This is a genomic window from Salipiger sp. ABF4_146 (assembly GCF_056161345.1).
Map to the genome: position 1 here is coordinate 219,366 of NZ_JBSWYX010000001.1, position 23,740 is coordinate 243,105.

Sequence of the window (23,740 nt, forward strand, 5' to 3'; positions counted from 1 at the left end):
CGGTCAGTCAGGTGGATTGCGGTTGCGACTGCGAAGCCGGCTCAGGGGGCGCGAGACGTGCCGCCAGCGAGTCGCGGATGAGATGCAGCACCAGCGCGGCCAGCGCCGCGAGTGAGATGAGGCAGATGGCGAAGTAGCCGTCGTTATAGGCCAGCACCGTGGCTTGTTGCGAAACGCTGGTGGCCAATTGCGAGACCGCCTGCGCCTGTCGCTGCGCGCTGTCGGCGATCTGCGGTGCCAATTGCTGCATGGTTGCAGCAAGGTTGCCGGAGGTCATCGGATCGGCAGTGGTCAGACCCTCGCGCAGCACCTGCATGTGAAAGGCTTGGCGCTCGTTGATCAGCGTGCGGAAGATGCCCGAGCCGATGGCGCCGCCGACACTCTGGGTGACCAGAAAGACGATGATGAACGACAGCAGGTACATCGGCCCCTTGGTCAGCGCCGCAACAAGCCCTTTCATCATCGCCGGCCCCATGAACAGGATCGAGGCAAAGGCGATGAGCGCTTGGCTCAGCATCATCTGCTCGGGGCGGGTCTGGATGGTCGCGCTGCTGTCCATCCATGTGCCAAGCGCAATCAGCGTCAGGGCGGCGAAGTGGAACTGTGGCTCGCGGCCGAGCTTCATCCAGCCGACACAGGCCAGCGCGCCCAGGACGGTGCCGCCGAAGATCACCGAAAAGAGCCCTGTCATCTGTGCGCCGCCGAGTCCCAGTGCCTGAAACAGTGCCGGCGCGCCGGTGCTCTGTTCCGACAGCAGCAAGCGAAACAGGAACAGCGTGAAGGCAAGGTGCATCATCGTTGGGCTCATCAGCCAGCGGATGTCGACAAGCGGCGTCTCGCGATGAAGCTCGACGATCACCGCAAGCGTCAGGCACAGCACCGAGCTCGCCAAGAGCCCGCCCAGCCAGTGCAACTCGGTCCACCAGTGGATCGGCCCCATCACGAAGCCGGTGACCAGCCCGCCGAGGCCGAGCGCAATAAGCCCGAAGCTCAGAAAGTCGGCGCGCTCGATCACCTTGGCCCGCGGCATCGGGGTGATCGGCAGCAGATAGACCAGCATCAGGCAGACCATCGACAGCCCCAGCGTGGTCAGGTGAATGCCCGCCAGCCCGCCATCGCCGATCAGCGCGGGCGAGACCACGCGCGACAGCGTCTGGCCGGAGGTCAGCAGCGTCAGTGCGATCGGCATGCCGAGGCGGAGTTTCCATTGCTGCGCCAGCGGCTCAAGCACGTACAGGAAGGTCAGCGTTGAAAGCGGTGCCGCGGCCATGCCCGAAAGGAACTCGATGACGATGGCGGAGCGCAGGTCAGTGATCGACAGCGAGAGCAGGGAAATCAGCACATAGACCACGATGCTGATCTCGGCGAACCGCCGCAGCCCGTACTGGGTGCGCAGCTTGAACAGCAGGATGGTCAGCGAGGCGCGCGGGATCATATAGGCGGCCAGCAGCCAGCTGGCTTGGCTCGTGGTGATGCCGAGGTCGCCGGCGATCTGCGGCAGGTTGGTGGTGATGAAGCCTTGTCCGAGGCCTTGGCTCAGGCCGATGATGATTGCGGCGCCGATCAGGGGTAGCGCCCTGCGCAGCGGCAGCCCGGTCGCTGGCTGCGGTGGCGCTGGCGGCTCGGTCTCGGCGGGAGAGGACGCCCCTTGCAGGGTCTTATTATGTGTTGTTTCGTCGGTCATTCGTCGGTCATTCGTCGGTCATTCGTCGGTCATTCGTCGGTCATTCGTCGGTCATTCGTCGGTCATTCGTCGGTCATTCGTCGGTCAGTTTGGTTGCGTTGAGCGCAATGCGTTCCAGCACCTCGCAGGCGTGTTCCTGATCTTCCGGGGAAATCCCGTGCAAGAGATCGGCACGCACGCGCTCAAGAAAACATGTGATGCGGCTCGATCTGGCCTTGTCGGTGAGATGCAGCGCGCGCTTGCGCGCGTCGCCATCAAGCGCGCGGCGCTCGACGAAGCCCAAGGCCTCCAGCGCGTCGATCTGGCGTTTCAGGGCAGGGGCCTCGATGCGCAGCGCGCCGGCCAGCTCGGCTTGCGTGGCGCCCTCGTGGCGCGCCAGTTCCGTGACCACCCGGGCGCGGGAAAAAGTCAGGCCGAGCGCCTGCGCGCTGGCATCGTAATGGGTTCGGATCTCGCGCGTGGCTTCGAGCAGGGCTTCGAGAACGCGCGGCGGTAGGGGGCTGTCGGACATGAATGGGACCCAGGCTCATCAGTTCGCTTAACAGGGTTGGTAGTTAACAGGGTAAGTAATTTTTGCAAGCGGGGGTCACACAGGCGTGACCCTGCGGCAGCCCTCTGACACTGTGGGACACCGTGGGGGCTCCGCCCCCGTCCGCTGCCGCGGACGCCCCCGGGATATTTTTATCTAGACGAAGGGGGCAGCGCGGGGCTCTTCGTCTAGACATAAATATCCCCGCCGGAGGCAGACCCGGCGCGGTGGCCGGGCGCGGTTCTTGGGCGATTTTGCAGCGCCGGGGCTTGCGCCCTCACGGGAACGGGAGTATAGGCGCGCCCACGAGAACGCCGCAGGCGGGGTCGGGCCTTTGGGGGAGACATCCCCAAGCGTCCACCGGTTGTCCAACAGGATGCGCCCCCGCTGAGGATTTATGAAACCGGAAAGGATATACGGACATGGCTCTTCCCGAGTTCACCATGCGCCAGCTGCTTGAAGCAGGCGTGCACTTTGGCCACCAGACGCAGCGCTGGAACCCCCGCATGGGCGAGTTCATCTACGGTGCGCGCAACGGTATCCACATCATGGACCTGACGCAGACCGTCCCGATGCTGGACGCTGCGCTGAACGCGATCCGCGAAACCGTCGCCAAGGGCGGCTCGGTGCTGTTCGTCGGCACCAAGCGTCAGGCCGCTGGCCCGATCGCCGAAGCTGCAGAAAAATGCGCGCAGTTCTACATGAACCACCGCTGGCTGGGCGGCACGCTGACCAACTGGCAGACCGTTTCGCAGTCGATCCAGCGTCTGAAGACCATCGACGAGCGCATGGAGTCGGGCGCAGAAGGCCTGACCAAGAAAGAGCGCCTCGGCATGGAGCGTGACCAGACGAAGCTTCAGGCGTCGCTCGGCGGCATCCGCGAAATGGGCGGCCTGCCCGACATGCTCTTTGTCATCGACGTCAAGAAAGAGTCGCTGGCCGTGGCCGAAGCCAACAAGCTGGGCATCCCGGTTGTCGCCATCGTCGACACCAACTGCTCGCCCGAAGGCGTCGACTACATCATCCCCGGCAACGATGACGCGGCCCGCGCCATCTCGCTCTACTGCGACCTCGTCTCGCGCGCGGCTCTGGACGGCATGACCGGCCAGATGGAAGCGGCAGGCGTCGATCTTGGCGCTCTGGAAGACGCGCCGGCAGAAGAGCTGCTCGCCGACGCCAGCGCAGGCAAGTAAGCCATCCGCGCCTGCCGCGCCCCGCGCGGGGCGGGCGCATCCGCGCTGACGCGCGCCCGCGAGGGCCTGTCGCGAAAGCGTCACGAATTCATGACAGGAGCGGGTGGCCCGGGATAGGGCCGCCCCGACCGAAGTTGAGATGAGGAGAGCCGAGATGGCGATCACTGCTGCACAGGTGAAAGAACTGCGCGAGATGTCCGGCGCAGGCATGATGGATGCCAAGAAAGCGCTGACCGAGACCGATGGCGACATGGAAGCCGCCATTGACTGGCTGCGCACCAAGGGTCTTGCGAAAGCCGCGAAGAAATCCGGCCGCACCGCCGCAGAAGGCCTCGTGGCCGTTCAGGTCGAAGCTGGCGTGGGTGTTGCTGTCGAGGTGAACGCCGAGACCGACTTCGTTGCCAAGAACGCCGAGTTCCAGGGCATGGTTGGCGACATCGCCGCTGCTGCTCTGAAGGTGGACAGCGTCGAGGCGCTGGCCGACGCGGACGTCGAAGGCAAGAAAGTCTCCGAGCTGATCACCGACAAGATCGCCAAGATCGGCGAGAACATGACGCTGCGTCGCATGGCGAAGATCGAAGGCGAGATCGTTTCGACCTACGTGCACAACGCCGCCGCACCCGGCCTCGGCCAGATCGGCGTGCTGGTCGCGATGACCGGCGGCAGCGAAGACTTCGGCAAGCAGGTCGCGATGCACATCGCCGCTGCGAACCCGGCAGCGCTGAACGAAGCCGAGCTGGATCCGGCGGTCGTCGAGAAAGAGCGTCAGGTTCAGATCGACATCGCCAAGGAATCCGGCAAGCCGGATGCCGTGATCGAGAAAATGATCGTCGGCCGTATGAAGAAATTCCTCGGCGAAGTGACCCTGCTGGGTCAGCAGTTCGTGGTGAACCCCGACCTGACCGTTGAGCAGGCCGCAAAAGAAGCAGGTGCGGAGATCACCGGTTTCGTCCGTCTGCAGGTCGGCGAAGGCATCGAGAAAGCCGAAGAAGACTTCGCAGCAGAAGTGGCCAAAGCCGCTCAGGGCTAAGCCCTTCGGAGCCGGTCCGGCTCCGGCTGCATGTGACGAGAGAGGCGCCCCTGCGGCGCCTCTTTTTCGTTTAAAAACAAGCTCTAAAAAGCCGGGCAGGGCGGCCTCTCGGCGGCTCGCCAGACGGCACGGCCCTGCCGCCAGAGGTTTCGACGGAGGGCTGAGAACAAAGCGATGCTTGGGGGTCGGATGCAGGACGTTCGAGGGGGAGAAACGCAAAATGCGGAGCCGTCCCTTGAGACGACTCCGCACCCTGTGTCTCCTCGGCACCCCAATACATTTGGGGATGAGGCAGGAGTGCCGAGGCAGGTTTGCCAAACCACCTCCGAGCCAAAATTGCCCGGCTGCGATCTGACTCCGGTATTACCGGGAAACTGGCAGGGCCTCGAAATCGCGAGGAATGACAGTCTCGGGTTCCATGGCCAAAGCCACCACTCACGGAACACTTCAGAGTGTGCCTCGGACTGACGTAGAGGAAAAGGGGGCTCACACCTCGCAGCGCAAATTAAGACGCATTGCGAGGGTTTTCTTGCCATAGTTTCCAGTTTTCGAAAAGTCGGAATAAGGAAACCTAAACATCCGCACACGCATCGGGCGAGCATCTGTCAGTGTTTCGTTTTGCGATTCGAATCTTGGCGGCTGTTAATTTCCGCCGTCTTATATATCCAAAATGAACATTTGGTTTAGAAATGTCGCTTTTGCGACAGCTTGCGCGGTTGTTTCCACGTTGAGTGTGTCTCTTGCGCGACGCAGATGCTTTTCCACGGTCGCCTGAGTCAGGCCCATGAGCTGCGCAATGTCCTGCGTGGTTTTGCCGTCGCCGACCCATTCCAGCGCTTCGCGCTGGCGCGGGGTCAGCGACTGGTCTGACGGAATATAGGGCAGGGTGAGCACCCGCAGATGCAGCACGTTGTTGCAAAGCAGGATGGCCTCGCCGTGGCTGGCCCAGATCATCTCGACCTCGTCCTGCGTCATGCCCGGACGCGCGGTGAGCGCAATCGCCCCTTTGGCGCGGCGCGACAGCGATTTGAAGCCGATCGTATAGCCCGCGGTGACCTGCTTGCTGGCATTGAACGCCACGACGCGCCGCGCGGCCTCGGAGAGTTCGCCGCGCGCCAGTGCCGCAGCGGTCTCGCTCCACGACCGCGGGCCTTCGTTCTCCAGCGCCCAGCGGACCATCGGTGAATGGCGATAGAGCCCGTTGCCGATGAACTCGCGGGTGTACTCGGCGCGGTGGTTGGTCAGAACGAGAAAATCGTTGGGATCGCCCAGCGAGGTCGGCGTGCGGTAGCGGGTGAAGCCATAGAGCAGACGATCAAACCCGTATCCGGCCATCTTTGCCACGTGCATGGACCAAGCGGTCTCGATGCTGTCGGCATTGGTGAGTGCCAGAAGATGGGCCCGATCGTCCGGGGTCATGAGTAGCTCACTCCAAGTGGGACACCAGCGCATCCATTGCAAGCGTGTAGCCGCGCGCCCCAAAGCCACAGATCACGCCAAGCGCGACCTTGGCGATGTAGCTGGTGTGCCGGAAGCTTTCGCGCGCATGCACGTTCGACAGGTGAAGCTCGATGGTCGGCACTTCGGCAGAGCTGATCGCGTCCATCAGCGCCACCGAGGTGTGCGTATAGGCGCCTGCGTTGAGAATGATGCCGTCCTTCGTGCCGCGCGCGGCATGGATCGCGTCGATCAGCGCGCCTTCGTGGTTGCTCTGCGCGAAATCGAGGGTGACGCCGATCTTCTCGGCATGGGCACGGCACATGCCTTCGACATCGGCGAGCGTGGTGCGCCCGTAGACTTCGGGCTGGCGCTGGCCAAGCAGATTGAGGTTCGGGCCGTTGAGGATCAGCAACGAATGCATGGGTATGTCTCCGGTAATTCCCTCCCAGATAGCGCGCGTGTGATCGGCTTGTCCAGAAATCCCGCTAGCGCGGGCCGCTGTGGCGCTGCTGGCGGTGGCGGCGCAGCAGCACGCCAGCGGCGAGCGCGACAGCCAGCGCGGCGAGCAAAGTGGTCACATCACTGGAGAGTTGGGCGATCTGCGGGATGAACGGTGCGAAGGCCGCGCCAAGGCCCATATAGGCACCGACCCAGACAAGCTCGCCAGCCAGATCGGCCAAGGCGAAGCGCGGCCATCCAAGCCGTCCGGCGCCGGCCACGACGTTCATCGCCGGACCCAGCGGCGCGATCAGCCAGCGCGTCAGAAACACCGCCATGGCGCCGCGTTCGGCCAGAAGCGCAAGCGCGCGTTCGAGCGTCGGTCCTTGGCGCTTGGCAAGCCGACCGGACATCAGGCGAGCTCCGAGAAACCGGCCAAGCCAGTATCCGATCTGATCGCCGAGCAACGCCGCACAAAGCGCTGTCAGCGCCGTGGCGATCACCGGCAGTTCTCCGGCGGCGGCCAGCGTTCCCGCGACCAGCAGCATCAGCGAGGCGGGTGCCATGGGCAATCCCAGCGACGCGAGCGTCACCGTGGCACCGAGCACCGGAAGTCCCAACTCGGGCAGCAGCGCGAGGATGGTATCGCTGAGGTTGCCGGTCACATCGCTCATTGCTTGGCGTCCTGGATCACCGCGCCAACCTCGGCCAGCAAGCGCGCCAGCGGTTCCTGACGCAACGCGGCGATTTCCTCGAGGCTCAGCGGATCACCGGGTTGCGGCGTCAGGCCGAGCGCGGGGCCGAGGCTGCGGTGCGGCAGCTGGTGCGAGCGCTCCAGATAGCCCAGCGTCATCCAGCCCTCGGGCGTGACATCACGGTGGGCTGGATCGGCCCAGTAGAGCGCATGACGGACGGTCCGAACGCCCAGGGCGAGCGCAGCAACGAGCGCGAGCGCGATGATCGCGATCAGGATGGGACGGGTGGTATTACGGCGCATGCCCGCAGCATGCGGAGGTTTTCGCGCTGCGTCAAAGGGCTATATGCCTCACCTCAGGCCGCTAGATAAGCAATTTATTTACATAATACCAATTATGAGAATCACTGCTGAGGTAATGACGGCATCCCCCATGTCCCGCAATATACTCAGACCCGCACCAGTTGCTTACCGAGATTTGCGCCGGTCATCATGCGCAAGAACGCCTCCGGCATGCGCACGAAGCCTTCCAGAACGTCCTCCTGGTAACGAATGTGGCCCTCGGCCTGCCATTGGCGCAGATGCCGTAACGCCTCGTCGCGCTTGTGCCACCAGTCAAAGACCACCAGACCTTCGATCCGCGCGCGTGTGACGATCAGGCGCGCACTGGCCCGCAGGCCGATGTCCTCGTGCGCCGGTTTGTCGACCACGGCGATGCGACCGCAGATCACCACGCGCGCCCGCGTTGCAAGCTGTGCCAGCACGATGTCGTGGATGGCGCCGCCGGTGTTGTCCCAGAACACGTCGACCCCCTGCGGACAGGCTTTGGCCAGTGCCTTGGGCAAGTTGGGATCGCGGTGCGACAGCGCGGCGTCGAAGCCCAGATCCCGGCAATACTGCAGTTTCTCTTTGCTGCCCGCGATGGCCACCACGCGTGCGCCCATCAGTTTCGCGATCTGACCAACCAATTGGCCGACGGCGCCTGAGGCTGCGGAGATGACCACGGTGTCTCCCGGCACCGGGCGTCCGATCTCGGTCAGACCGACATAGGCGGTCAGCCCGGGCATGCCGAGCCATGACAACGCCGCCTGAGGTGGCACGCCCGCTGGCACGCGGTGTGTGGCTTGCGCGCCGGGCAAATCTGGGCTCAGCACCGCATGGGTCTGCCAGCCAAAGCCCATGCTCTCGGCCATGTCGCCGACGGCCCAGCCCGGATGCGCCGAGGCGATGACCTCGCCGACGCCGCCTCCCTGCATCAGCTCTCCCGGTGCGATGCCGGCTGTGTAATTGGCACCCGGGCTGATCCGGCCGCGCATGTAAGGATCGAGCGACAGCCAATGCGCCTTCACCAGAATTTGCCCCGGTTGAAGCTCCGGTATCGGGGCATCTTCGAGCCGCCAGACATCTTCAGAGGCCGGTCCGTCCGGATAGTGATCCAGCACCCATCTGCGGTTCATCATGCCTTTGCACCTCCCAAGCGTCCGGCGTGTCTCGCATATTTCCGCCTAAGCGCTAGCAGCGCCCGGGCTGCGCATCAATGCTCTTGCCCCGGCGCGCGCCCTCGGTCACAAGAACAGGATGAACAGCGCCCCTGATATCCTTTGCATCGGATCCGTCCTGTGGGACGTCATCGGCCGATCCGCCAGCCATATGCGCCAGGGCTCGGATGTGCCCGGGCGTATCACCCGCCTGCCCGGCGGCGTTGCGATGAACATCGCAATGACCCTGACCCGCTTCGGCCTGAAGCCCGGCTTGCTCAGCGCCGTGGGTCAGGATCCCAACGGCCACGAGCTTGTCGATGCCTGCGAGCGGCTTGGATGCATCACGGAATTCCTCTATCGTTCCGAGGACTTGCCGACCGACATTTACATGGCGGTTGAAGGTGCCAACGGGCTCATCGCGGCCATTGCCGACGCGCATTCTCTGGAACAGGCTGGCGCTCGCATCCTTACCCCGCTGATCGACGGCCCGCTTGGGCAGACCGACGCCCCTTGGAGCGGGCCCGTGGCGCTTGACGGAAATCTGACCGAGGCTCTGCTCGAAGAGATCGTCCGCCTGCCCGCCTTCCGCGCTGCCGATCTGCGCATCGCGCCAGCCAGCCCCGGCAAGGCCGAGCGGCTGACGCCGTTCCTGCGGGCCGGGCGTGGCGTGCTCTACGTCAACCTCGAAGAAGCCGGGCTTCTGTGCATGCAGAGTTTTGAAAATGCCGAAACCGCGGCGGCGGCGCTGATCGAGCGCGGCGCGGCGCGTGCGCTGGTCACCAATGGCGGCAAGCCCGCCGCCGATGCCACGTCCGAGGGCGTGGTGTCCGAATGCCCGCCCGAGGTGCTGGTGACCCGCGTCACCGGCGCGGGCGACACTTTCATGGCGGCGCATATCGCCGCCGAACTGCGCGGCGCCGACCGTGCCACCGCGCTGCATGAAGCGCTGGAGGCCGCCGCAACCTACGTATCCGGAGATATCGCTTCATGAGCCTTGTGCATCTGTCCGCCCCTGTTGCCGACGCGCTGGAAAACGGCGCGCCCGTGGTGGCGCTGGAGTCCACCATCATCACCCACGGCATGCCGTGGCCGCAGAACCTCGAGATGGCGCGCAAGGTCGAGCAGACGATCCGTGACGGCGGCGCCACCCCGGCGACGATCGCGGTGCTCGACGGCAAGCTTTGCGTTGGCCTTGATGATGCGCAGCTTGAGCAACTGGCGCAGACCAAGCACGCGGCGAAACTGTCGCGCGCCGACATGGCCGTGTGCATGGCACGTGGCGGCACCGGGGCCACCACCGTGGCGGCGACGATGATCGCGGCGCGGCTGGCCGGCATCGAAGTGTTTGCCACCGGCGGCATCGGCGGCGTGCATCGCGGCGCCGAGCAGAGCTTTGACATCTCTGCTGACCTGCAGGAACTGGCGCAGACCCCGGTGACCGTGATCGCGGCTGGTGCCAAGGCGATCCTCGACCTTTCGAAGACGCTGGAAGTGCTTGAAACTCTGGGTGTTCCCGTCATCGCATATGGTCAGGACCAGCTTCCGGCCTTCTGGTCTCGCGAGGCCGGTCTGGCAGCGCCGCTGCGGCTCGATACGGCCAAGCAGATCGCCGAGGCGCTGCGCATGCGCGGCGCGCTTGGCCTGCCCGGCGGCCAGTTGGTGGCGAACCCGATCCCCAAAGAGGCCGAGATCGCGCGCGAAACCATGATGCCGATCATCCAGCGCGCCATGGAGGATGCCAACGCGCATGGCATCCACGGCAAGGACGTCACCCCCTATCTGCTGCAGCGCATCTTCGAACTGACCGAGGGCCGCTCGCTGGAGAGCAATATCGAACTGGTGCTCAACAATGCCAAGCTGGGGGCGGCGATCGCTTCGGAACTGAGCGCCCTGCCCCGAAGCTGACCCCACAGGCCCGCGCGCCCATTGTGAAGCGGCGCGCGAGTGCCTAGGTTGGTGCGGTAACTTCTTTTTCCGGACCAAGAATGAACACCCCCTTCGACGACAAGCCGCGCCGTCCCGGCATTTTTGCGAGCCTTCGGGCAAGCTTCCTCACCGGGCTGGTGGTGATCGCCCCGGTCGGCCTTACGGTCTGGCTGATCTGGACCTTGTTCGGCTGGGTCGACGGGTTCGTGCTGCCGCTGGTGCCGCAACGGTTCAATCCCGAGGAATACATCGGCATCAACCTGCGCGGCGTCGGGGTGATCTTCTTCCTCGTCTTCACCATCGTTGTCGGCTGGGTCGCCAAGGGCCTGATCGGGCGTTCGATGATCCGATTTGCCGAAACCGTGGTGGATCGCACGCCGGTGGTGCGCTCGATTTATTCGGGCATCAAGCAGATCGCCGAGACCGTCTTTGCGCAGACCGAGCGCAGCTTTGAAAAAGCCTGTCTCGTGCAGTACCCGCGCAAGGGCATTTGGGCGGTCGGCTTCATCTCGACCCAAGCCAAGGGCGAGGTGCGCGACAAGTCCGACGTGACCGGTGAGCTGGTCTCGGTCTTCGTGCCGACCACGCCGAACCCGACCTCTGGGTTCTTGTTGTTCTTCCCGAGCGAGGATGTGGTGGAGCTTGATATGAGCATCGAGGACGCTGCCAAGCTGGTGATCTCGGCCGGCCTCGTCTACCCGCCCGACAAGCCCGGCGGCAAACCCAAGGTCGAGCCGGTGCGCCGCGCCAGCTGACGTTCACTCCAACTGCGCAACCATCTCTGCCGCCAGTCGCAGATCCTGCTCGAACAGTGCTTCGGCGGCTGGCCGGTCTTCTTCTGGCAGCCGCAACAGATAGGACGGGTGCAGGGTGATCAGCACCGAGGTGCCGTCTTCCGCGCGCTCAATCTTTCCGCGCCGGGCCATCAGGCCGCTGCGCTCTCCGGTCAGGCTTTCGGCGGCGGTGGCACCCATGGCAAGGATCAGCTTGGGCTTGACCCGTGCGCGTTCGATGTCGAGCCACCAACGGCAATGCATCACCTCGCCTCGATTGGGCGCTTGGTGAATGCGGCGCTTGCCGCGCGGGGTGAATTTGAAGTGTTTCACCGCATTGGTCATATAGGCCCGCGCCCGGTCGAGCCCCGCGCGCGCCGCCACCGTGTCGAAGAGTTGCCCCGCCGGGCCGACGAACGGTCGCCCCTCAAGGTCCTCGCGATCCCCCGGCTGCTCGCCCACCACCATCAACGCGGCGTCCTTTGGTCCCTCACCGGGCACCGGCTGGGTGGCGTCTTGCCAGAGCGGACAGCGGCGGCAGCCGTGCAGCGCCTGTGTCAGATCGTCTGGAACGGCGTCGGCCCCTCTGCCAGACCGGAGCCGTGCCGTGATCTTGTCCGCGCGCGCCGGGGCCAGCGTTGGCGCCGCCTCGGCCATCTCCTGCGCCCTTGCCTGCGCGCTGGCCAGAAGCTCGGGGATGAGCCGGGTCTCGGGCATGTTGTGCCAGTATTTCTTTGGCATCTCGGCCTGCATCGCCTTGGGCTTGAGCCGGGCCGGATTGAAGATATTGCGAAAATACGTGCGCCAGAGATCCTCTGTGGCGTCCTCGGGCAGATCGGGCCGCGCCGCGCCGGGCGCGAAGCGCAGATCGCCACCCTCGAAATGTGCCGAAAGATCGGGGGTGAGGATCGCCCAATCCATGTCGCCGAAGCGGTTGACGAAGAACGGCGCGGTCAGCTCGACGATGTGATGGCTCGGCTCGAACCACGCGGCAAAGCTGCGGCGGTTCGCACCCGGCGCACCAAGCTCGCGGAAGCGCACGAAGGCGGTCATCTTGTGGCGATCTCGGCGCACTTCCTTGGCCATCCGCTCCAGCCGGTCAATGCGTGGGTCAGCGCGGTCGGCCAAGAAGCGCTTGTCTGACCGCAGCGCCCAAAGAACGGCGTAGAGCCGGGCAAAGCGTTCGGGGTTGCTGTGGCATATCACGAGCCGCGCGAGGTCGACAAAGCCGCGCGGCACGGAGATCTGCGCGCCACCACTTGCGGACAGATCTTCGGTCTGCGGGTCCGCCGAGAACAGGTCGGACGCACCCTGCCCGCGCTGCCACAGCACCTCTTCGGGCGGCACGCCAGCCGCCAGCAGTGCGCGGGCCTCGTCACGCCACGCCTCGAAGGTGCCGATCTCTGGTAGGCTGACGCTGCGCATCAGATCAATTGAAGCTGCTCGGGCGGCGGCGCGAACCGCGCCCGCAGGTCGGCGGCATCGCTCAAAGCGCGCGGGCGCCAGTCGAGTAACGTAATGAAAGGTTTTGCCTGTTTCAGGTTCGCCCCCATGCGCCGCAGATCGTCATAGCGCAGCGTCCGGTGACGCCGCGTTGCAAGGATGCGCCCGACGCTCTTGGTGCCCAGCCCGGGCACCCGCAGCAGCATTTCGCGCTCGGCGCGGTTCACGTCGACCGGAAAGAGGTGCCGGTTGGCCAGCGCCCAGGCGAGCTTTGGGTCGATCTCCAGATCGAGATGCCCGCCCTTGCTGGCGGCCGCGATCTCGTCCACCTCAAAGCCGTAAAAGCGCAGCAGCCAGTCCGCCTGATAGAGCCGATGCTCGCGCATCAGCGGCGGCTTGATCAGCGGCAGCGCAGCGGAACTGTCGGGGATCGGCGAGAAGGCCGAGTAGTACACCCGCTTCAACCCATAGCTGGAATAAAGCCGGGTCGAACTGCGCAGGATGGTGGTGTCGTCCGCGCCGTCGGCGCCGACGATCATCTGCGTCGACTGGCCGGCGGGCGCAAAGCGCGGCGGGCGCTTGCCGGTAAAGCTGCGCTCTTTGCGCGCCTCGCGCTTCAGCCGCACATCGGCCATGGCGCGGCGGATCTGCGCCGGGTCCTTCTCGGGCGCGTAATCCTGAACCGCGCGGTCGGTCGGCAGTTCGACGTTGATCGACAGCCGGTCGGCATAGAGCCCCGCCTCCTCGATCAGTTCGGGCGCAGCGTCTGGGATGGTTTTCAGATGAATGTAGCCGCGGAAGTGGTTCTCAAGGCGCAGCATGCGTGCGATGCGCACCATGTCAGACATGGTCTCATCAGGGCTGCGGATGATCCCGGACGACAGGAACAGGCCCTCGATGTAATTGCGCCGGTAGAACTCCAGCGTCAGCGTCACCACCTCTTCGGGCGAGAACCGTGCGCGGGTGACGTTGGAACTGACGCGGTTCACGCAATAGGCGCAATCGTAGATGCAGAAGTTCGTCATCAGGATCTTCAGCAGACTGATGCAGCGCCCGTCGGGCGTGTAGGCGTGGCAGATGCCCGACCCGGTGGTCGAGCCGATGCCTTTGCCATCGCGCGAATTGCGCGTCTGTCCCCCGCTGGAGGCGCAGGAGGCATCGTATTTCGCCGCGTCTGAAAGAATCGCGAGCTTCTGATCGAGGGTCATTCTTGCCATGTGTTCATGGTATGTTCACATGTCTGCCCGATCAACGGCGAACTTCCGGGGACACCGCGGCTCACGCCGAAGTGTCCCCGGGGCGTCAGATCACAGCGCGGTCCAGCCGCCGTCGACCGAGATGGTCGTGCCGGTGATCTGCTCGGCCGAGTCCGAGCACAGGAACACCGCCGTGCCGCCGATCTGCGCGGTGGTTGCGAACTCTTTCGACGGCTGGCGCTCGAGGATGACCTTCTCGATCACCTCTTCTTCGCTCATGTCGTATTTCGCGGCGGTGTCGGGGATCTGCGCCTCGACCAGCGGGGTTTTCACATAGCCCGGGCAGATGGCGTTGCAGGTGATCGGCTCTTTCGCGGTCTCCAGCGCGACGGTCTTGGTCATGCCGACGATGCCGTGCTTGGCCGCCACATAGGCGGCCTTATAGGGCGACGCGGTCAGACCGTGCGCCGAGGCGATGTTCACCACCCGGCCCCAGCCCGCGCGGCGCATCATCGGCAGCGCCGCGGCGGTGGTGTGGAACGCCGAGGTGAGGTTGATGGCGATAATCGCGTCCCACTTCTCGATCGGGAATTCATCGATCGGTGCCACGTGCTGGATGCCAGCGTTGTTCACCAGAATGTCGCACGCGCCGGCCTGCGCGATCAGCGCGCGGCATTCGTCCGCATCGGACATGTCGGCCTTGATGTAGCGCACCGGCACACCGAACTCCTTGGACATCTCGGTGGCCAGTTGATGATCCTCTTCGCGGTCGGTGAAGGAATTGAGAACCACCGATGCGCCGGCCTGCGCCAATTCGCGCGCCACGCCGAGGCCGATGCCCGAGTTCGATCCGGTGACGACGGCTGTCTTGCCCTTGAGAGACATGCGAAAACTCCTCGATTGCTGCGGCGCCGAAATTACGCGCCTCTTTGGGACCAAGGGCAAACCAACCCTCCCGGTTCCCTGCCCGCCACATTGCTCGGCTATCCAAGCGGAAGCTGCAAGCCCGGGATCGCAACGTCATCACGGATTCGTAGGGCCTGTGGGTAACTGCCCCCCTAGGCAAGCGCAGCCGTGCCCTGTATGGCTCCGCGCAGCGCCGCCCATCATGCCGCGCTGCCGCATCGGCGGGCCTGAGGCCGTGGGCCGTGTCGACTCGTCCACCGGGCGTCGACCCCGGGCCGCGCATCTTCGGAAAAGCGTTGCGAGACATAAAAAAAACGCCGGCACAAGGCCGGCGTTCAGTCATTGAGGCAGGTTTCATACAGGCAAGAAACCTATCGAGCAGTGATGTCTTTATACGCGCTTTGCCGCCGGAGTCCAACCTAAAAGTTTGAAAAGACGTAAAAGCCCCGGTAGGCTCCGAAGCCAAGAAAACAAGGGCAGAGCAGGACGGTTTCCAAAATGACCGCGAAATTTTTCAAAGTTCCCACGCTGGGAAACAGCACGCTGACCGCGCTGGCGATCTGCGCCGGATTCGCCGCGGCGGCAGAGCCGATGCACGGCATCGCCATGTACGGCGAACCCGCCCTGCCCGCCGATTTCGACCACCTGCCCTACGTCAATCCCGACGCCCCCAAAGGCGGGCGCATTGTCACCGGCGAGGTTGGCAGTTTCGACAGCCTCAATCCGCATATCCTCAAAGGCTCGGTGCCGTGGCAACTGCGCTTTCTGGCCTATGAATCGCTGATGGGCCGCAGCTGGGACGAACCGTTCACGCTCTACTGCCTGATTTGCGAGACCGTCGAGACCTCGCCCGAGCGCGATTGGGTGGAGTTTAGCCTGCGCCCCGAGGCGAAGTTTTCCGATGGGACGCCGGTCACCGTCGAGGATGTGATCTGGAGCTTCGAGACGCTCGGCACCGTCGGGCACCCGCGCTATCAGGGCACCTACAATCGCATCGAGAGCATCGAAAAGACCGGCGAGCACAGCCTGCGCTTCAGCTTCAGCGTCGAGGACCGCGAGCTGGCGCTGATCGTCGGCATGCGTCCGATCCTCAAGAAGGCGCAGTGGGAGGGCAAGGATTTTGGGGAATCCGGCCTCGACGTGATCCCGATCACCACCGCGCCCTATGTCATCGACGATTTCGAGGCGGGCCGCTACGTCTCGCTCAAGCGCAACCCGGACTACTGGGGCAAGGACGTGCCCTTCATGACGGGTCAGGCGAATCTGGACGAAGTGCGCATGGAGTTCTTTGGCGACGGCACCGCCATGTTCGAGGCCTTCAAGGCGGGGCTGCTGAACTCCAACCGCGAGTTCAACTCGGAGAAATGGGAAAGTCAGTATGACTTCCCCGCCATCGAGAGCGGCGAGGTGGTCAAATCGGTGGTCCCGCACGGCCGCCCGTCGGGGATGACCGGCTTCGTGATGAACACCCGCCGCCCGGCCTTCGCCGACTGGCGCGTGCGCGAGGCGATGATCCAGCTGTTCAACTTCGAATACATCAACGAAACCCTGACCGGAGGCCGCCAGCCACGCATCACCTCCTATTTCTCCAACTCGGAACTGGCGATGAAGGACGGTCCCGCCGGCGGGCAGGTGCGCGATCTGCTCACGCCCTTCGCAGACAGCCTGCCGCCGGGGGCGCTTGAAGGCTACAGCCTGCCCGAAGGCGACGGGTCGGCGCGCAACCGGAAGGGGCTGCGCACGGCCATGGGGCTGCTCGAAGAGGCCGGCTACACAGTGCAGAACGGCGTCATGATGGGCCCCGACGGCCAGCCCTTCCGCTTCGACATCCTGCTGCCGCAGGGCGAGACCGAGGCCGGCTCGATGATCGACATCTACGTGCAGGCGCTGCAGCGACTGGGCATCGAAGTGCGGGTCGATACGGTGGACTCGGCGCAGTACAATGCTCGTACCGCGTCCTTTGATTTCGACGTGACGTGGTTCCGCCGCGGGTTGTCGCTGTCTCCGGGCAACGAGCAGCGCCTCTACTGGGGCAGCGCGGCTGCCGATCAGGAAGGCTCGCGCAACCTCATGGGGATGCAGAGCCCCGCCGCCGACGCGATGATCGACGAGCTTCTCTCCGCCACCTCGCGCGAAGAGTTCCTCGCCGCCACGCGCGCACTCGACCGGGTGCTGACCGCCGGCCGCTACGTCATCCCCACCTATCAGTGGAACCAAAGCTGGATTGCCCACGCCTCAGAGCTTAAATATGCCGAGCCGACCCCGGTCTACGGCGATTGGATCGACTGGCAGCCGAACGCCTGGTGGTGGGACGACAGCGCAGACAGCAACTAAAACACACAGACACGAGCAGACAGTATGAAACGCCTTATCCTCATCGCCCTTCTGACCGCCCCGCTTGCCGCTTGCGGCACCGTCGATGGCTTCGGACAGGATGTCTCGCGCGCCTCGCGCACCGTCGACAGCTGGTTCTGAGCGCCGGGCGGCCAGCCCTTCGTCTAGATCGAAATATCCCGGGGGTGCGGGGGCAGCGCCCCCGTCTTCTGTGTCCTGCGCCCTCGGCAGCCGCTCATTGGTCGCCGAGCACCGGCCGCAATCGCGTCAGCACCGCGAGCAGGAACGCCGTGCTCACCCCGAAGGTCAGCAGGCCGGTGATCGCCGCGAAGCTGCCAAAGATGCGCATGCCCTCGCCCAGCGTCACATCGCCATAGCCCAGCGTGGTGTAGCTGACGACAGCGAAATAGAACGCCTCGTTCAAGGTCTCAAACGCGCCCATCTGGCGAAAGCTGGCGGCCCAAAGCCAGACCTGTATCGTATGCGCCAGCACCATCGCTCCGAAGGCGGCGCAGATCAGCACGAAGAGCTTGGCCCGGCTGGCCTGCAGGTCGGGCCGGGCGGCATGGCGCAGGATCGACGGGCCCACCAGCGAGACCAGCCAGATCTGCACCAGCGCGCAGATGAAGAGCATTCCGCTGCCCAGCACGATCTGCAGATGCATGCCCATGAGGGGCTCCTTTCGCGGGTTCAGCGCGCCTTGAACAGACCGCCAAGAATACCGCGCACCAGCCGTTTGCCGGTGGTGCCCGACAGCTCCTTCAGCACCGCCTGCCCCAGTGCTTCGCCGATACTGTCCGGCGCGCTGTAGCGGCTGCTCCGGCGCGTGCTGCCGCTCTGACGCGCCGGGCGCGGGGTGGCGCGCGGTGTCGGATCGTAGCGCCGCGCCCGGTTGTACTCGCGCACCGTCTCGTCCAGTGCCTCGCCCACATCGTCCGCCGCCTCGGCGTCGCGCGCCGCCGCCTCGGCGCGGGCCTTCAGCATCTCATGCGCCGAGGTGCGGTCCAGCGGTGTGTCGTATTTGCCCTTGAGCGCAGAGGCATCCATCAGGCTCGTGCGCTCTGCATCGGTGATCGGCCCCAGTTGCGAACTGGGCGGGCGCACCAGCGTGCGTTGCACGATTCCCGGCACGCCCTTCTCTTGCAGGAAAGACGTCACAGCCTCGCCGGTGCCGACCTCGCGGATCGTGGTTTCGGTGTCGAAGGCGGGGTTCGGGCGATAGGTCTCGGCCGCCTGTTTCAGCGCCTTCTTGTCGCGGGCGGTGAAGGCACGCAGCGCGTGCTGCACGCGGTTGCCGAGCTGGCCGAGGATGTCTTCGGGAATGTCATCGGGGTTCTGGGTGACGAAATAGACGCCCACGCCCTTCGAGCGGATCAGCCGGGCCACCTGCTCGACCTTGTCGACCAGCGCCTTCGGCGCGTCATCGAACAACAGATGCGCCTCATCGAAGAAGAACACCAGCTTGGGCTTGTCGGGATCACCAACCTCGGGAAGCTCCTCGAACAGCTCCGACAGCAGCCACAGCAGGAAGGTGGCGTAAAGCCGGGGCGCGCCCATCAGCGCGTCTGCGGCGAGGATGTTGATATGTCCACGCCCGTCCGGGGCGCAGCGCATCAGGTCCGAAAGCTCCAACGCCGGTTCGCCGAAAAGCCGGGCGCCGCCTTGGTTTTCGAGCACCAGAAGACGGCGCTGGATCGCACCGATCGAGGCGGTCGAGACGTTGCCGTAGCGCAGGCTCAGATCCCTGGCGTTCTGCCCGACCCAGACCAGCAGCGATTGCAGGTCTTTCAGGTCAAGAAGCGGCAGCCCCTGTTCGTCCGACAGCCGGAAGGCGATATTGAGAATGCCCTCCTGCGCCTCGGTCAGTTCCAGCAGCCGCGCCAGCAGCAGCGGTCCCATCTCGGCCACCGTGGTGCGCACCGGGTGGCCCTTGGCGCCGAAAAGATCCCAAAACACCGCCGGGAACGCCGCGTAGGTGAAACTGTCAAAGCCGATGGTGGCGTTACGCTCCATGAAGGGCGCATGCAGATCGGCGCTGTCAGACCCGGTCAGCGCCAGCCCCGAGAGATCGCCCTTCACGTCGGAGAGGAACACCGGAACCCCCGCGGCCGAGAAGCCTTCGGCGAGGATTTGCAGCGTCACGGTCTTGCCGGTGCCGGTAGCGCCAGCGATCAGGCCATGCCGGTTGCCGTACTTCAGGCCAAGATATTGTTTTTCAGAGTAGCCTTCGCCGCCACCGCCTACAAAAACGCCGTTCTCCATGAGCTGTCTCCGCGCCCGCTCTGCTCGGTCAAATCCGACCCGTCTTCGAGCATACTATCTTAACTCTTTGGTGCCAGTATGAAATTTGTCCGAGGCAACATGTCCTCTCCTGTCTCGGGCGAACTTCCTCCCTGTCAGACTTGCCGCGTCCGTGCTCCGGGCGCGGCCTTTTGCACAAAAGTGAAGCCCCGACCTTGCAAAGCCTGTTGACCGGTGCCGAAGAGTTTCGTAGCGTCCCGTCAATGACAAAGTCGGCCGGTCCGACAGGGAGCAAGGGAAAGGGGACCGCATGGTCCCTTTTCTCTTTTTTTTTGAACTAGTTTTGCGCTTTTTTGCCGCTCGCGTGATCGCGAGGAATTCCGGACTGACACCGCCTGACGTGCATGCTAAGCGGTCAGTGAGGCAAGAATGAACGTTCAGGGGGAACCATGACCACACCGCTTCACATCCTGCGTGTGCTGCCGCTGGCCGCAGCGCTCTTTGCGCTGCCCGCTTATGCGCAGGACACCGCCGACACTGGCGACGCCGCCGCAGCCGAGGGCTCGGTCGCGCCGGGCGGGCTGTCGCTGGGCGAGGACACGGCCGCCGGTGCCGCAGCCACCCCGGGCCAGGGCCAGCCGGAAACCTACGTCAAGGCCACGCATGGCGCGTGGGAGCTTCAGTGCCTGCGCGCGCCCGAAGGCAGCGAGGCCGAAGACCCCTGCCAGATGTATCAGTTGCTGCAGGACGGTGAAGGCAACAATGTCGCCGAGGTCAGCCTGTTCCGCGTCGCCAATGGCGGTCAGGTCGCGGCTGGTGGTACCTTCGTGGTGCCGCTCGAAACGCTGCTGACGCAGAAGATGACCATCGCCGTCGATGGGGGTCAGGCCAAGCGCTATGACTTCTCGTTCTGCACGCCGGTGGGCTGCTATGCCCGCGTCGGCTTCACCGAAGAAGACGTGAACCGCTTCAAAGGTGGCGCGACGGCGATGATCACAATCGTTCCCGCGCTGGCGCCCGACCAGAAGGTCGAGCTGGAGATGTCGCTCTCGGGCTTCACCGCCGGTTACGAAGAAACCAGCGAACTGCGCCAGTAAGCGCCTCGCAGATCATGCAAAGCCCCGGCACCATGAAGGCGCCGGGGCTTTTTTTCGTGTCGATCGCGGCGGGATCAGCCGGCGTTGCGCAGCCCATCCAGCACGGCATCGGCAGCGCGCTGACCCGGCGGTGGGCCGCCCTTGCCAAGTTGCTCCATCGTGTCGCGCATGGCGCTCAGCTGTTCCTGCGGCGCATCCAGAACCTGCAGCACGCCCGCCGCGATGGGCCCCGGGCGGCAGCCCTTGCCGATGTATTCGGGCACCGAGCGCTTGTTGGTCACGAGGTTCACGAGGTTCACCGTGTCCACCAGCATCAGCCGCGAAATGATCTGCCGCGACAGCCATCCCATGTCATAGGCGACCACCATCGGCGTGCTCGCCGCCGCGAGTTCCAGCGCCACGGTCCCCGAGGCGGCAAGCGCCACATCCGCGGCGGCAAAGGCGGCGCGTTTCTCGGCCTTGCCCGCCTCGCCCTGCGTGCGCGGGTCGAGCAATATCGGATCCACCGGCCAGTCGGCCACCGTCTCGCGCACAAGATCGGCCACCGGCGCGGCCATCGGCAGCACGTAGCGCAGGCCCGGTCGGGCCGCCTGCAACTGCGCCAGCGCCTCGCCAAACACCGGACCCAGACGCGTCACCTCGGAGCGGCGCGAGCCGGGCAGGATCAGGCACAGGGGGGCGTCGCCAATGCCATGGCGCAAGCGGAACTCGGCTTCCTCGGCATGGCTGGCCTGCGGATCGGTCACCACCGGATGGCCAACGAAATCGCAGCGCATGCCAGCGGCTTCCATATAGGGCGGCTCGAACGGCAGCAGCGCGAGCACCTGATCAATGTGCTTGGCCATCTTCGCCGCGCGTCCCGGGCGCCACGCCCAGACCGTGGGGGCCACGTAGTGCACGGTGCGGATGTTCGAGCGTTCCTTGACCAGCTTGGCCACCCGCAACGAGAACTCCGGCAGGTCGACGGTGATCAGCACATCGGGCTGCGCTGCCACGATGGCGTCGGCGGTCTGCCGGATGCGTGCTTTCAGGGCGCCGTAGTGGCGCAGGATCTCGGTGATCCCCATGATCGAGATCTCGTCCATCGGAAAGAGGCTTTGCAGCCCCTCCTCGAGCATCCGCTCGCCGCCGATCCCCTCGAAGGACACGTTCGGTTCGCGAAGCTTCAGGCCGTGCATCAGCGCGCCGCCAAGCCGGTCGCCCGAGGGTTCGCCCGCGATGATGAAAACCTTCATGCGTCCCGCTCCCGTACCCACAGAAACAGCCCTGCGGCATCCAACATCTCAACGACCGCCGCCCGGTCGAGCACCATGACGCCGCCGGCCTCGATCACGATGCCCGATAGGCCCGCACGAATGGCCCCGACGGCGGTATTGGGGCCAATCACCGGAAGGTCGGCGCGGCGCTCCTGTCCGGGTTTGGGGGCCTTGTAGAACAGCCCCCCCGGTACCGGCGGCAGCGCGCCAAGCATCGCGTCGGTGCCCCGCGCGTCCTCTTGGGCCACCACCTGATCGCCGGAGATGACGCAGCACTGCCCGAGGTCTTCAAGCCCCTGCCGATGACTGACCTCATCGGCCAGCGCGGCCATGGCGGCGGCATCCGGTCGGGGATCGGCGTGCGTCAGCACGCCGGCCTCCGGCAACAGCGCCGGTGCTGCCTCATGTGCGCCGATCACCTCAAACCCGCTGCTTTCGAGCATGCCGATGACGATGCGCAGCGCGCCGTCATCGCCACGCTTCAGCGCGCGCAGCACGCGCGGCAGCAGCATCACGGTCGGCAGATCGAGGCGGGACAGTTTGATCTCGGGCCGTCCCACGGCACCGCACATGCACACCCGCGTGACGCCGCGCGCTTTCAGCCAGCGGAAAAAGCTTCCCAGCTTCTCGATCCGGAACAGATGGTCCGGCTTCACCCGGTCGGGCGGAGAGCTTTGCATGGCGCAGATCAACGCCGGTTCGGGCAGCGCGTCCACCACCGCGCGTGGCAAATCGCCCTGCCCTGCGATCAGCGCCAGCATGCGCTCAGCCCGGCGTCAGGAAATGACGGTCGCTCTCACCGAGGATGAAGGCGACGATCTCGCGCACATAGTCGCTCTGGGTTTCATCGCCGAGCCGCTTGGCGCGGTCGGCAAACGCCCCCTCGCCCTGCGCCAGCATCTGGAAGGCGGCGCGCAGCGCGGTGATGTCGGCCCGGCTGACGCCGCGGCGCTTGAGCCCGACGAGGTTCAGCCCGTCGAGCTTGCCCCGCGGGGCCTGCACGAGCCCATACGGAATGACGTCATTGGTCACCATGGTGACGGCGCCGATGATCGCGCCGTGGCCGATGCGCACCCACTGGTGCACGCCCGAAAGCCCGCCGACGATCACGTCGTCCTCGATCACGCAATGCCCGGCAACCGAAGCGTGGTTGACCAAGATCACCCGATCGCCGACCTGCACGTCATGGGCGACGTGACAGCCGGCCATGAACAGCCCGTCGTCACCAACGCGGGTGACGCCGCCGCCGCCCTCGGTGCCGGCGTTCATCGTGACATGCTCACGGATGCGGTTGCGCTTGCCGATCACCAGCGAGGTCTTCTCGCCGCGGAACTTCAGATCCTGCGGGATCTCGCCGATCACTGCGAAGGGAAAGATGATTGTCTCTTCGCCGATCTCGGTGCGGCCGGTGACCACCACATGGCTCTTAAGTTCAACGTTTTCGGCCAGCACAACCTCGGGGCCGATGTGGCAGAACGGGCCAATGATGCAGCCCGCGCCGATCTGCGCGCCCTCTTCGACATAGGCGCTTGGGTGGATGCTGGCCTCTGTCACGCCGGCAGGTCCATCATCGCGGTGAATTCGGCCTCGCAGGCCAGTTCGCCGTCGACCTCGGCCACGCCTTCGAACTTCCAGACCTTGCCGCCCGGCTTGCCGCGCAGGGTGCGGACCTTCATCTTCAGCACATCGCCCGGCCCCACCTTGCGGCGGAATTTGCACTTGTCGATGCCCATGAAATAGACCTTCAGGTCCTTGTCCGCGAGATCGAGCGCGACGCCCACCATCACCGCAGTGGTCTGCGCCATGGCCTCGACGATGGTCACGCCGGGCATGATCGGCAGGCCGGGGAAATGGCCCTGAAAATGTGGCTCGTTCATCGTGACGTTCTTGATGCCCACGGCCGAGCTGGTGCCGTCGATCTCCTCGACCTTGTCGACGAGCAAAAACGGATAGCGATGCGGCAGAATGCGCTGGATCAGCTGAATGTCAGCGCTGAGAAGCGTCTCGGTCATCGTGGGCCTTTCAAAAGGAAGAAGTCGCCCTTCCCCTAGCAATCCCCGCGCCCCGGGGCAAGCGGCG

24 protein-coding genes are annotated in these 23,740 nt (G+C 65.0%); 8 read left to right on the forward strand and 16 right to left on the reverse strand.

Annotated elements, in window-relative coordinates; translation table 11 throughout:
* Positions 1-7: 7 nt before the first annotated feature.
* Positions 8-1,684 carry an efflux MFS transporter permease gene (locus tag ACXAJT_RS01120; RefSeq protein ID WP_475232071.1) on the reverse strand — a complete coding sequence of 559 codons (1,677 nt, stop codon included), beginning with the start codon at positions 1,682-1,684 and terminating at the stop codon, positions 8-10.
* A 73-nt stretch (positions 1,685-1,757) separates the two neighbouring features.
* A complete protein-coding gene (locus ACXAJT_RS01125) occupies positions 1,758-2,195 on the reverse strand; it encodes a MarR family winged helix-turn-helix transcriptional regulator (protein WP_475232073.1) in 438 nt (145 codons plus the stop codon).
* 440 nt (positions 2,196-2,635) lie between these two features.
* Between ACXAJT_RS01125 and rpsB the strand changes: the two genes are divergently transcribed.
* Both rpsB and tsf read left to right on the forward strand, forming a co-directional pair.
* Positions 2,636-3,406 (forward strand): 30S ribosomal protein S2, encoded by a 771-nt coding sequence (gene rpsB / locus ACXAJT_RS01130; RefSeq protein WP_475232075.1) that lies wholly within the window; start codon positions 2,636-2,638, stop codon positions 3,404-3,406.
* 154 nt (positions 3,407-3,560) lie between these two features.
* Positions 3,561-4,436 (forward strand): translation elongation factor Ts, encoded by an 876-nt coding sequence (gene tsf, locus ACXAJT_RS01135; RefSeq protein WP_475232077.1) that lies wholly within the window; start codon positions 3,561-3,563, stop codon positions 4,434-4,436.
* 657 nt (positions 4,437-5,093) lie between these two features.
* Here the strand turns inward: tsf and ACXAJT_RS01140 are convergent.
* The 5 genes from ACXAJT_RS01140 to ACXAJT_RS01160 form a co-directional block, all read right to left on the reverse strand.
* Positions 5,094-5,855, reverse strand: coding sequence for a LuxR family transcriptional regulator (locus tag ACXAJT_RS01140; protein ID WP_475232079.1), 762 nt, complete (start codon positions 5,853-5,855; stop codon positions 5,094-5,096).
* A gap of 7 nt (positions 5,856-5,862) precedes the next feature.
* Positions 5,863-6,297 (reverse strand): type II 3-dehydroquinate dehydratase, encoded by a 435-nt coding sequence (gene aroQ, locus ACXAJT_RS01145; RefSeq protein WP_475232081.1) that lies wholly within the window; start codon positions 6,295-6,297, stop codon positions 5,863-5,865.
* Positions 6,298-6,361: 64 nt separating this feature from the next.
* Positions 6,362-6,988 carry a DedA family protein gene (locus ACXAJT_RS01150; RefSeq protein ID WP_475232084.1) on the reverse strand — a complete coding sequence of 209 codons (627 nt, stop codon included), beginning with the start codon at positions 6,986-6,988 and terminating at the stop codon, positions 6,362-6,364.
* A complete protein-coding gene (locus ACXAJT_RS01155; protein ID WP_475232086.1) occupies positions 6,985-7,311 on the reverse strand; it encodes a hypothetical protein in 327 nt (108 codons plus the stop codon). Before ACXAJT_RS01155 ends, ACXAJT_RS01150 begins: the two co-directional genes overlap by 4 nt.
* 146 nt (positions 7,312-7,457) lie before the next feature.
* Positions 7,458-8,468, reverse strand: coding sequence for an NADP-dependent oxidoreductase (locus ACXAJT_RS01160; RefSeq protein ID WP_475232088.1), 1,011 nt, complete (start codon positions 8,466-8,468; stop codon positions 7,458-7,460).
* Positions 8,469-8,586: 118 nt separating this feature from the next.
* Between ACXAJT_RS01160 and ACXAJT_RS01165 the strand changes: the two genes are divergently transcribed.
* From ACXAJT_RS01165 to ACXAJT_RS01175, 3 genes are all read left to right on the forward strand, one after another.
* Positions 8,587-9,480 carry a PfkB family carbohydrate kinase gene (locus ACXAJT_RS01165; protein WP_475232090.1) on the forward strand — a complete coding sequence of 298 codons (894 nt, stop codon included), beginning with the start codon at positions 8,587-8,589 and terminating at the stop codon, positions 9,478-9,480.
* Positions 9,477-10,394 carry a pseudouridine-5'-phosphate glycosidase gene (locus ACXAJT_RS01170; RefSeq protein ID WP_475232092.1) on the forward strand — a complete coding sequence of 306 codons (918 nt, stop codon included), beginning with the start codon at positions 9,477-9,479 and terminating at the stop codon, positions 10,392-10,394. The genes ACXAJT_RS01165 and ACXAJT_RS01170 overlap by 4 nt, the downstream gene beginning before the upstream one ends.
* 80 nt (positions 10,395-10,474) lie before the next feature.
* Complete coding sequence (locus ACXAJT_RS01175; protein ID WP_475232094.1) at positions 10,475-11,170, forward strand: DUF502 domain-containing protein; 696 nt, start codon at positions 10,475-10,477, stop codon at positions 11,168-11,170.
* A 3-nt stretch (positions 11,171-11,173) separates the two neighbouring features.
* Here ACXAJT_RS01175 and ACXAJT_RS01180 read toward each other — a convergent pair whose 3' ends face one another.
* From ACXAJT_RS01180 to ACXAJT_RS01190, 3 genes are all read right to left on the reverse strand, one after another.
* The gene (locus ACXAJT_RS01180) at positions 11,174-12,613 is read right to left on the reverse strand and encodes a UdgX family uracil-DNA binding protein (protein WP_475232096.1); all 1,440 of its coding nucleotides are present in this window, start codon (positions 12,611-12,613) and stop codon (positions 11,174-11,176) included.
* A complete protein-coding gene (locus ACXAJT_RS01185) occupies positions 12,613-13,848 on the reverse strand; it encodes a putative DNA modification/repair radical SAM protein (RefSeq protein WP_475232098.1) in 1,236 nt (411 codons plus the stop codon). The genes ACXAJT_RS01180 and ACXAJT_RS01185 overlap by 1 nt, the downstream gene beginning before the upstream one ends.
* A 90-nt stretch (positions 13,849-13,938) precedes the next feature.
* A complete protein-coding gene (locus ACXAJT_RS01190) occupies positions 13,939-14,712 on the reverse strand; it encodes a 3-hydroxybutyrate dehydrogenase (RefSeq protein ID WP_475232100.1) in 774 nt (257 codons plus the stop codon).
* 519 nt (positions 14,713-15,231) lie between these two features.
* Between ACXAJT_RS01190 and ACXAJT_RS01195 the strand changes: the two genes are divergently transcribed.
* Both ACXAJT_RS01195 and ACXAJT_RS01200 read left to right on the forward strand, forming a co-directional pair.
* Entirely contained in the window at positions 15,232-17,067 is a 1,836-nt protein-coding gene (locus ACXAJT_RS01195) for an extracellular solute-binding protein (RefSeq protein WP_475232102.1), read from the forward strand.
* 24 nt (positions 17,068-17,091) lie between these two features.
* Positions 17,092-17,208, forward strand: coding sequence for an entericidin EcnA/B family protein (locus ACXAJT_RS01200; protein WP_475232104.1), 117 nt, complete (start codon positions 17,092-17,094; stop codon positions 17,206-17,208).
* A 94-nt stretch (positions 17,209-17,302) separates the two neighbouring features.
* Here ACXAJT_RS01200 and ACXAJT_RS01205 read toward each other — a convergent pair whose 3' ends face one another.
* Both ACXAJT_RS01205 and ACXAJT_RS01210 read right to left on the reverse strand, forming a co-directional pair.
* Entirely contained in the window at positions 17,303-17,737 is a 435-nt protein-coding gene (locus ACXAJT_RS01205; protein WP_475232106.1) for a potassium channel family protein, read from the reverse strand.
* Between the two features lie 20 nt (positions 17,738-17,757).
* Complete coding sequence (locus tag ACXAJT_RS01210) at positions 17,758-19,329, reverse strand: helicase HerA-like domain-containing protein (protein WP_475232108.1); 1,572 nt, start codon at positions 19,327-19,329, stop codon at positions 17,758-17,760.
* Between the two features lie 428 nt (positions 19,330-19,757).
* Between ACXAJT_RS01210 and ACXAJT_RS01215 the strand changes: the two genes are divergently transcribed.
* On the forward strand, positions 19,758-20,405 hold the full coding sequence (locus tag ACXAJT_RS01215) for an invasion associated locus B family protein (protein WP_475232111.1): 648 nt from the start codon (positions 19,758-19,760) through the stop codon (positions 20,403-20,405).
* 74 nt (positions 20,406-20,479) lie between these two features.
* Here the strand turns inward: ACXAJT_RS01215 and lpxB are convergent, their stop codons facing one another.
* Genes lpxB through fabZ form a run of 4 tightly spaced genes read right to left on the reverse strand, consistent with a single transcriptional unit; the run spans position 20,480 to position 23,673 of the window.
* Positions 20,480-21,640: a lipid-A-disaccharide synthase gene (gene lpxB, locus ACXAJT_RS01220; RefSeq protein WP_475232113.1), complete on the reverse strand. Its 1,161-nt coding sequence runs from the start codon at positions 21,638-21,640 to the stop codon at positions 20,480-20,482.
* The gene (locus ACXAJT_RS01225; protein WP_475232115.1) at positions 21,637-22,422 is read right to left on the reverse strand and encodes an LpxI family protein; all 786 of its coding nucleotides are present in this window, start codon (positions 22,420-22,422) and stop codon (positions 21,637-21,639) included. The genes lpxB and ACXAJT_RS01225 overlap by 4 nt, the downstream gene beginning before the upstream one ends.
* A 4-nt stretch (positions 22,423-22,426) precedes the next feature.
* On the reverse strand, positions 22,427-23,215 hold the full coding sequence (gene lpxA / locus ACXAJT_RS01230; RefSeq protein ID WP_475232118.1) for an acyl-ACP--UDP-N-acetylglucosamine O-acyltransferase: 789 nt from the start codon (positions 23,213-23,215) through the stop codon (positions 22,427-22,429).
* Positions 23,212-23,673, reverse strand: a complete 462-nt coding sequence (gene fabZ / locus ACXAJT_RS01235) for a 3-hydroxyacyl-ACP dehydratase FabZ (protein ID WP_475232120.1) — start codon at positions 23,671-23,673, stop codon at positions 23,212-23,214. Before fabZ ends, lpxA begins: the two co-directional genes overlap by 4 nt.
* Positions 23,674-23,740: the final 67 nt, after the last annotated feature.

What these genes read in the sequence shown, in the direction of transcription:
- aroQ (WP_475232081.1), bottom strand. Translation starts at nt 6,297, where the DNA reads ATGCATTCGTTGCTGATCCTCAACGGCCCGAACCTCAATCTGCTTGGC.
- ACXAJT_RS01160 (WP_475232088.1), bottom strand. Translation starts at nt 8,468, where the DNA reads ATGATGAACCGCAGATGGGTGCTGGATCACTATCCGGACGGACCGGCC.
- ACXAJT_RS01120 (WP_475232071.1), bottom strand. Translation starts at nt 1,684, where the DNA reads ATGACCGACGAAACAACACATAATAAGACCCTGCAAGGGGCGTCCTCT.
- tsf (WP_475232077.1), top strand. Translation starts at nt 3,561, where the DNA reads ATGGCGATCACTGCTGCACAGGTGAAAGAACTGCGCGAGATGTCCGGC.
- ACXAJT_RS01215 (WP_475232111.1), top strand. Translation starts at nt 19,758, where the DNA reads ATGACCACACCGCTTCACATCCTGCGTGTGCTGCCGCTGGCCGCAGCG.
- lpxB (WP_475232113.1), bottom strand. Translation starts at nt 21,640, where the DNA reads ATGAAGGTTTTCATCATCGCGGGCGAACCCTCGGGCGACCGGCTTGGC.
- ACXAJT_RS01170 (WP_475232092.1), top strand. Translation starts at nt 9,477, where the DNA reads ATGAGCCTTGTGCATCTGTCCGCCCCTGTTGCCGACGCGCTGGAAAAC.
- ACXAJT_RS01210 (WP_475232108.1), bottom strand. Translation starts at nt 19,329, where the DNA reads ATGGAGAACGGCGTTTTTGTAGGCGGTGGCGGCGAAGGCTACTCTGAA.
- ACXAJT_RS01225 (WP_475232115.1), bottom strand. Translation starts at nt 22,422, where the DNA reads ATGCTGGCGCTGATCGCAGGGCAGGGCGATTTGCCACGCGCGGTGGTG.
- ACXAJT_RS01185 (WP_475232098.1), bottom strand. Translation starts at nt 13,848, where the DNA reads ATGGCAAGAATGACCCTCGATCAGAAGCTCGCGATTCTTTCAGACGCG.
- ACXAJT_RS01190 (WP_475232100.1), bottom strand. Translation starts at nt 14,712, where the DNA reads ATGTCTCTCAAGGGCAAGACAGCCGTCGTCACCGGATCGAACTCGGGC.
- ACXAJT_RS01125 (WP_475232073.1), bottom strand. Translation starts at nt 2,195, where the DNA reads ATGTCCGACAGCCCCCTACCGCCGCGCGTTCTCGAAGCCCTGCTCGAA.
- ACXAJT_RS01155 (WP_475232086.1), bottom strand. Translation starts at nt 7,311, where the DNA reads ATGCGCCGTAATACCACCCGTCCCATCCTGATCGCGATCATCGCGCTC.
- ACXAJT_RS01205 (WP_475232106.1), bottom strand. Translation starts at nt 17,737, where the DNA reads ATGGGCATGCATCTGCAGATCGTGCTGGGCAGCGGAATGCTCTTCATC.
- ACXAJT_RS01180 (WP_475232096.1), bottom strand. Translation starts at nt 12,613, where the DNA reads ATGCGCAGCGTCAGCCTACCAGAGATCGGCACCTTCGAGGCGTGGCGT.
- ACXAJT_RS01175 (WP_475232094.1), top strand. Translation starts at nt 10,475, where the DNA reads ATGAACACCCCCTTCGACGACAAGCCGCGCCGTCCCGGCATTTTTGCG.
- fabZ (WP_475232120.1), bottom strand. Translation starts at nt 23,673, where the DNA reads ATGACCGAGACGCTTCTCAGCGCTGACATTCAGCTGATCCAGCGCATT.
- rpsB (WP_475232075.1), top strand. Translation starts at nt 2,636, where the DNA reads ATGGCTCTTCCCGAGTTCACCATGCGCCAGCTGCTTGAAGCAGGCGTG.
- ACXAJT_RS01200 (WP_475232104.1), top strand. Translation starts at nt 17,092, where the DNA reads ATGAAACGCCTTATCCTCATCGCCCTTCTGACCGCCCCGCTTGCCGCT.
- ACXAJT_RS01150 (WP_475232084.1), bottom strand. Translation starts at nt 6,988, where the DNA reads ATGAGCGATGTGACCGGCAACCTCAGCGATACCATCCTCGCGCTGCTG.
- ACXAJT_RS01195 (WP_475232102.1), top strand. Translation starts at nt 15,232, where the DNA reads ATGACCGCGAAATTTTTCAAAGTTCCCACGCTGGGAAACAGCACGCTG.
- ACXAJT_RS01140 (WP_475232079.1), bottom strand. Translation starts at nt 5,855, where the DNA reads ATGACCCCGGACGATCGGGCCCATCTTCTGGCACTCACCAATGCCGAC.
- ACXAJT_RS01165 (WP_475232090.1), top strand. Translation starts at nt 8,587, where the DNA reads ATGAACAGCGCCCCTGATATCCTTTGCATCGGATCCGTCCTGTGGGAC.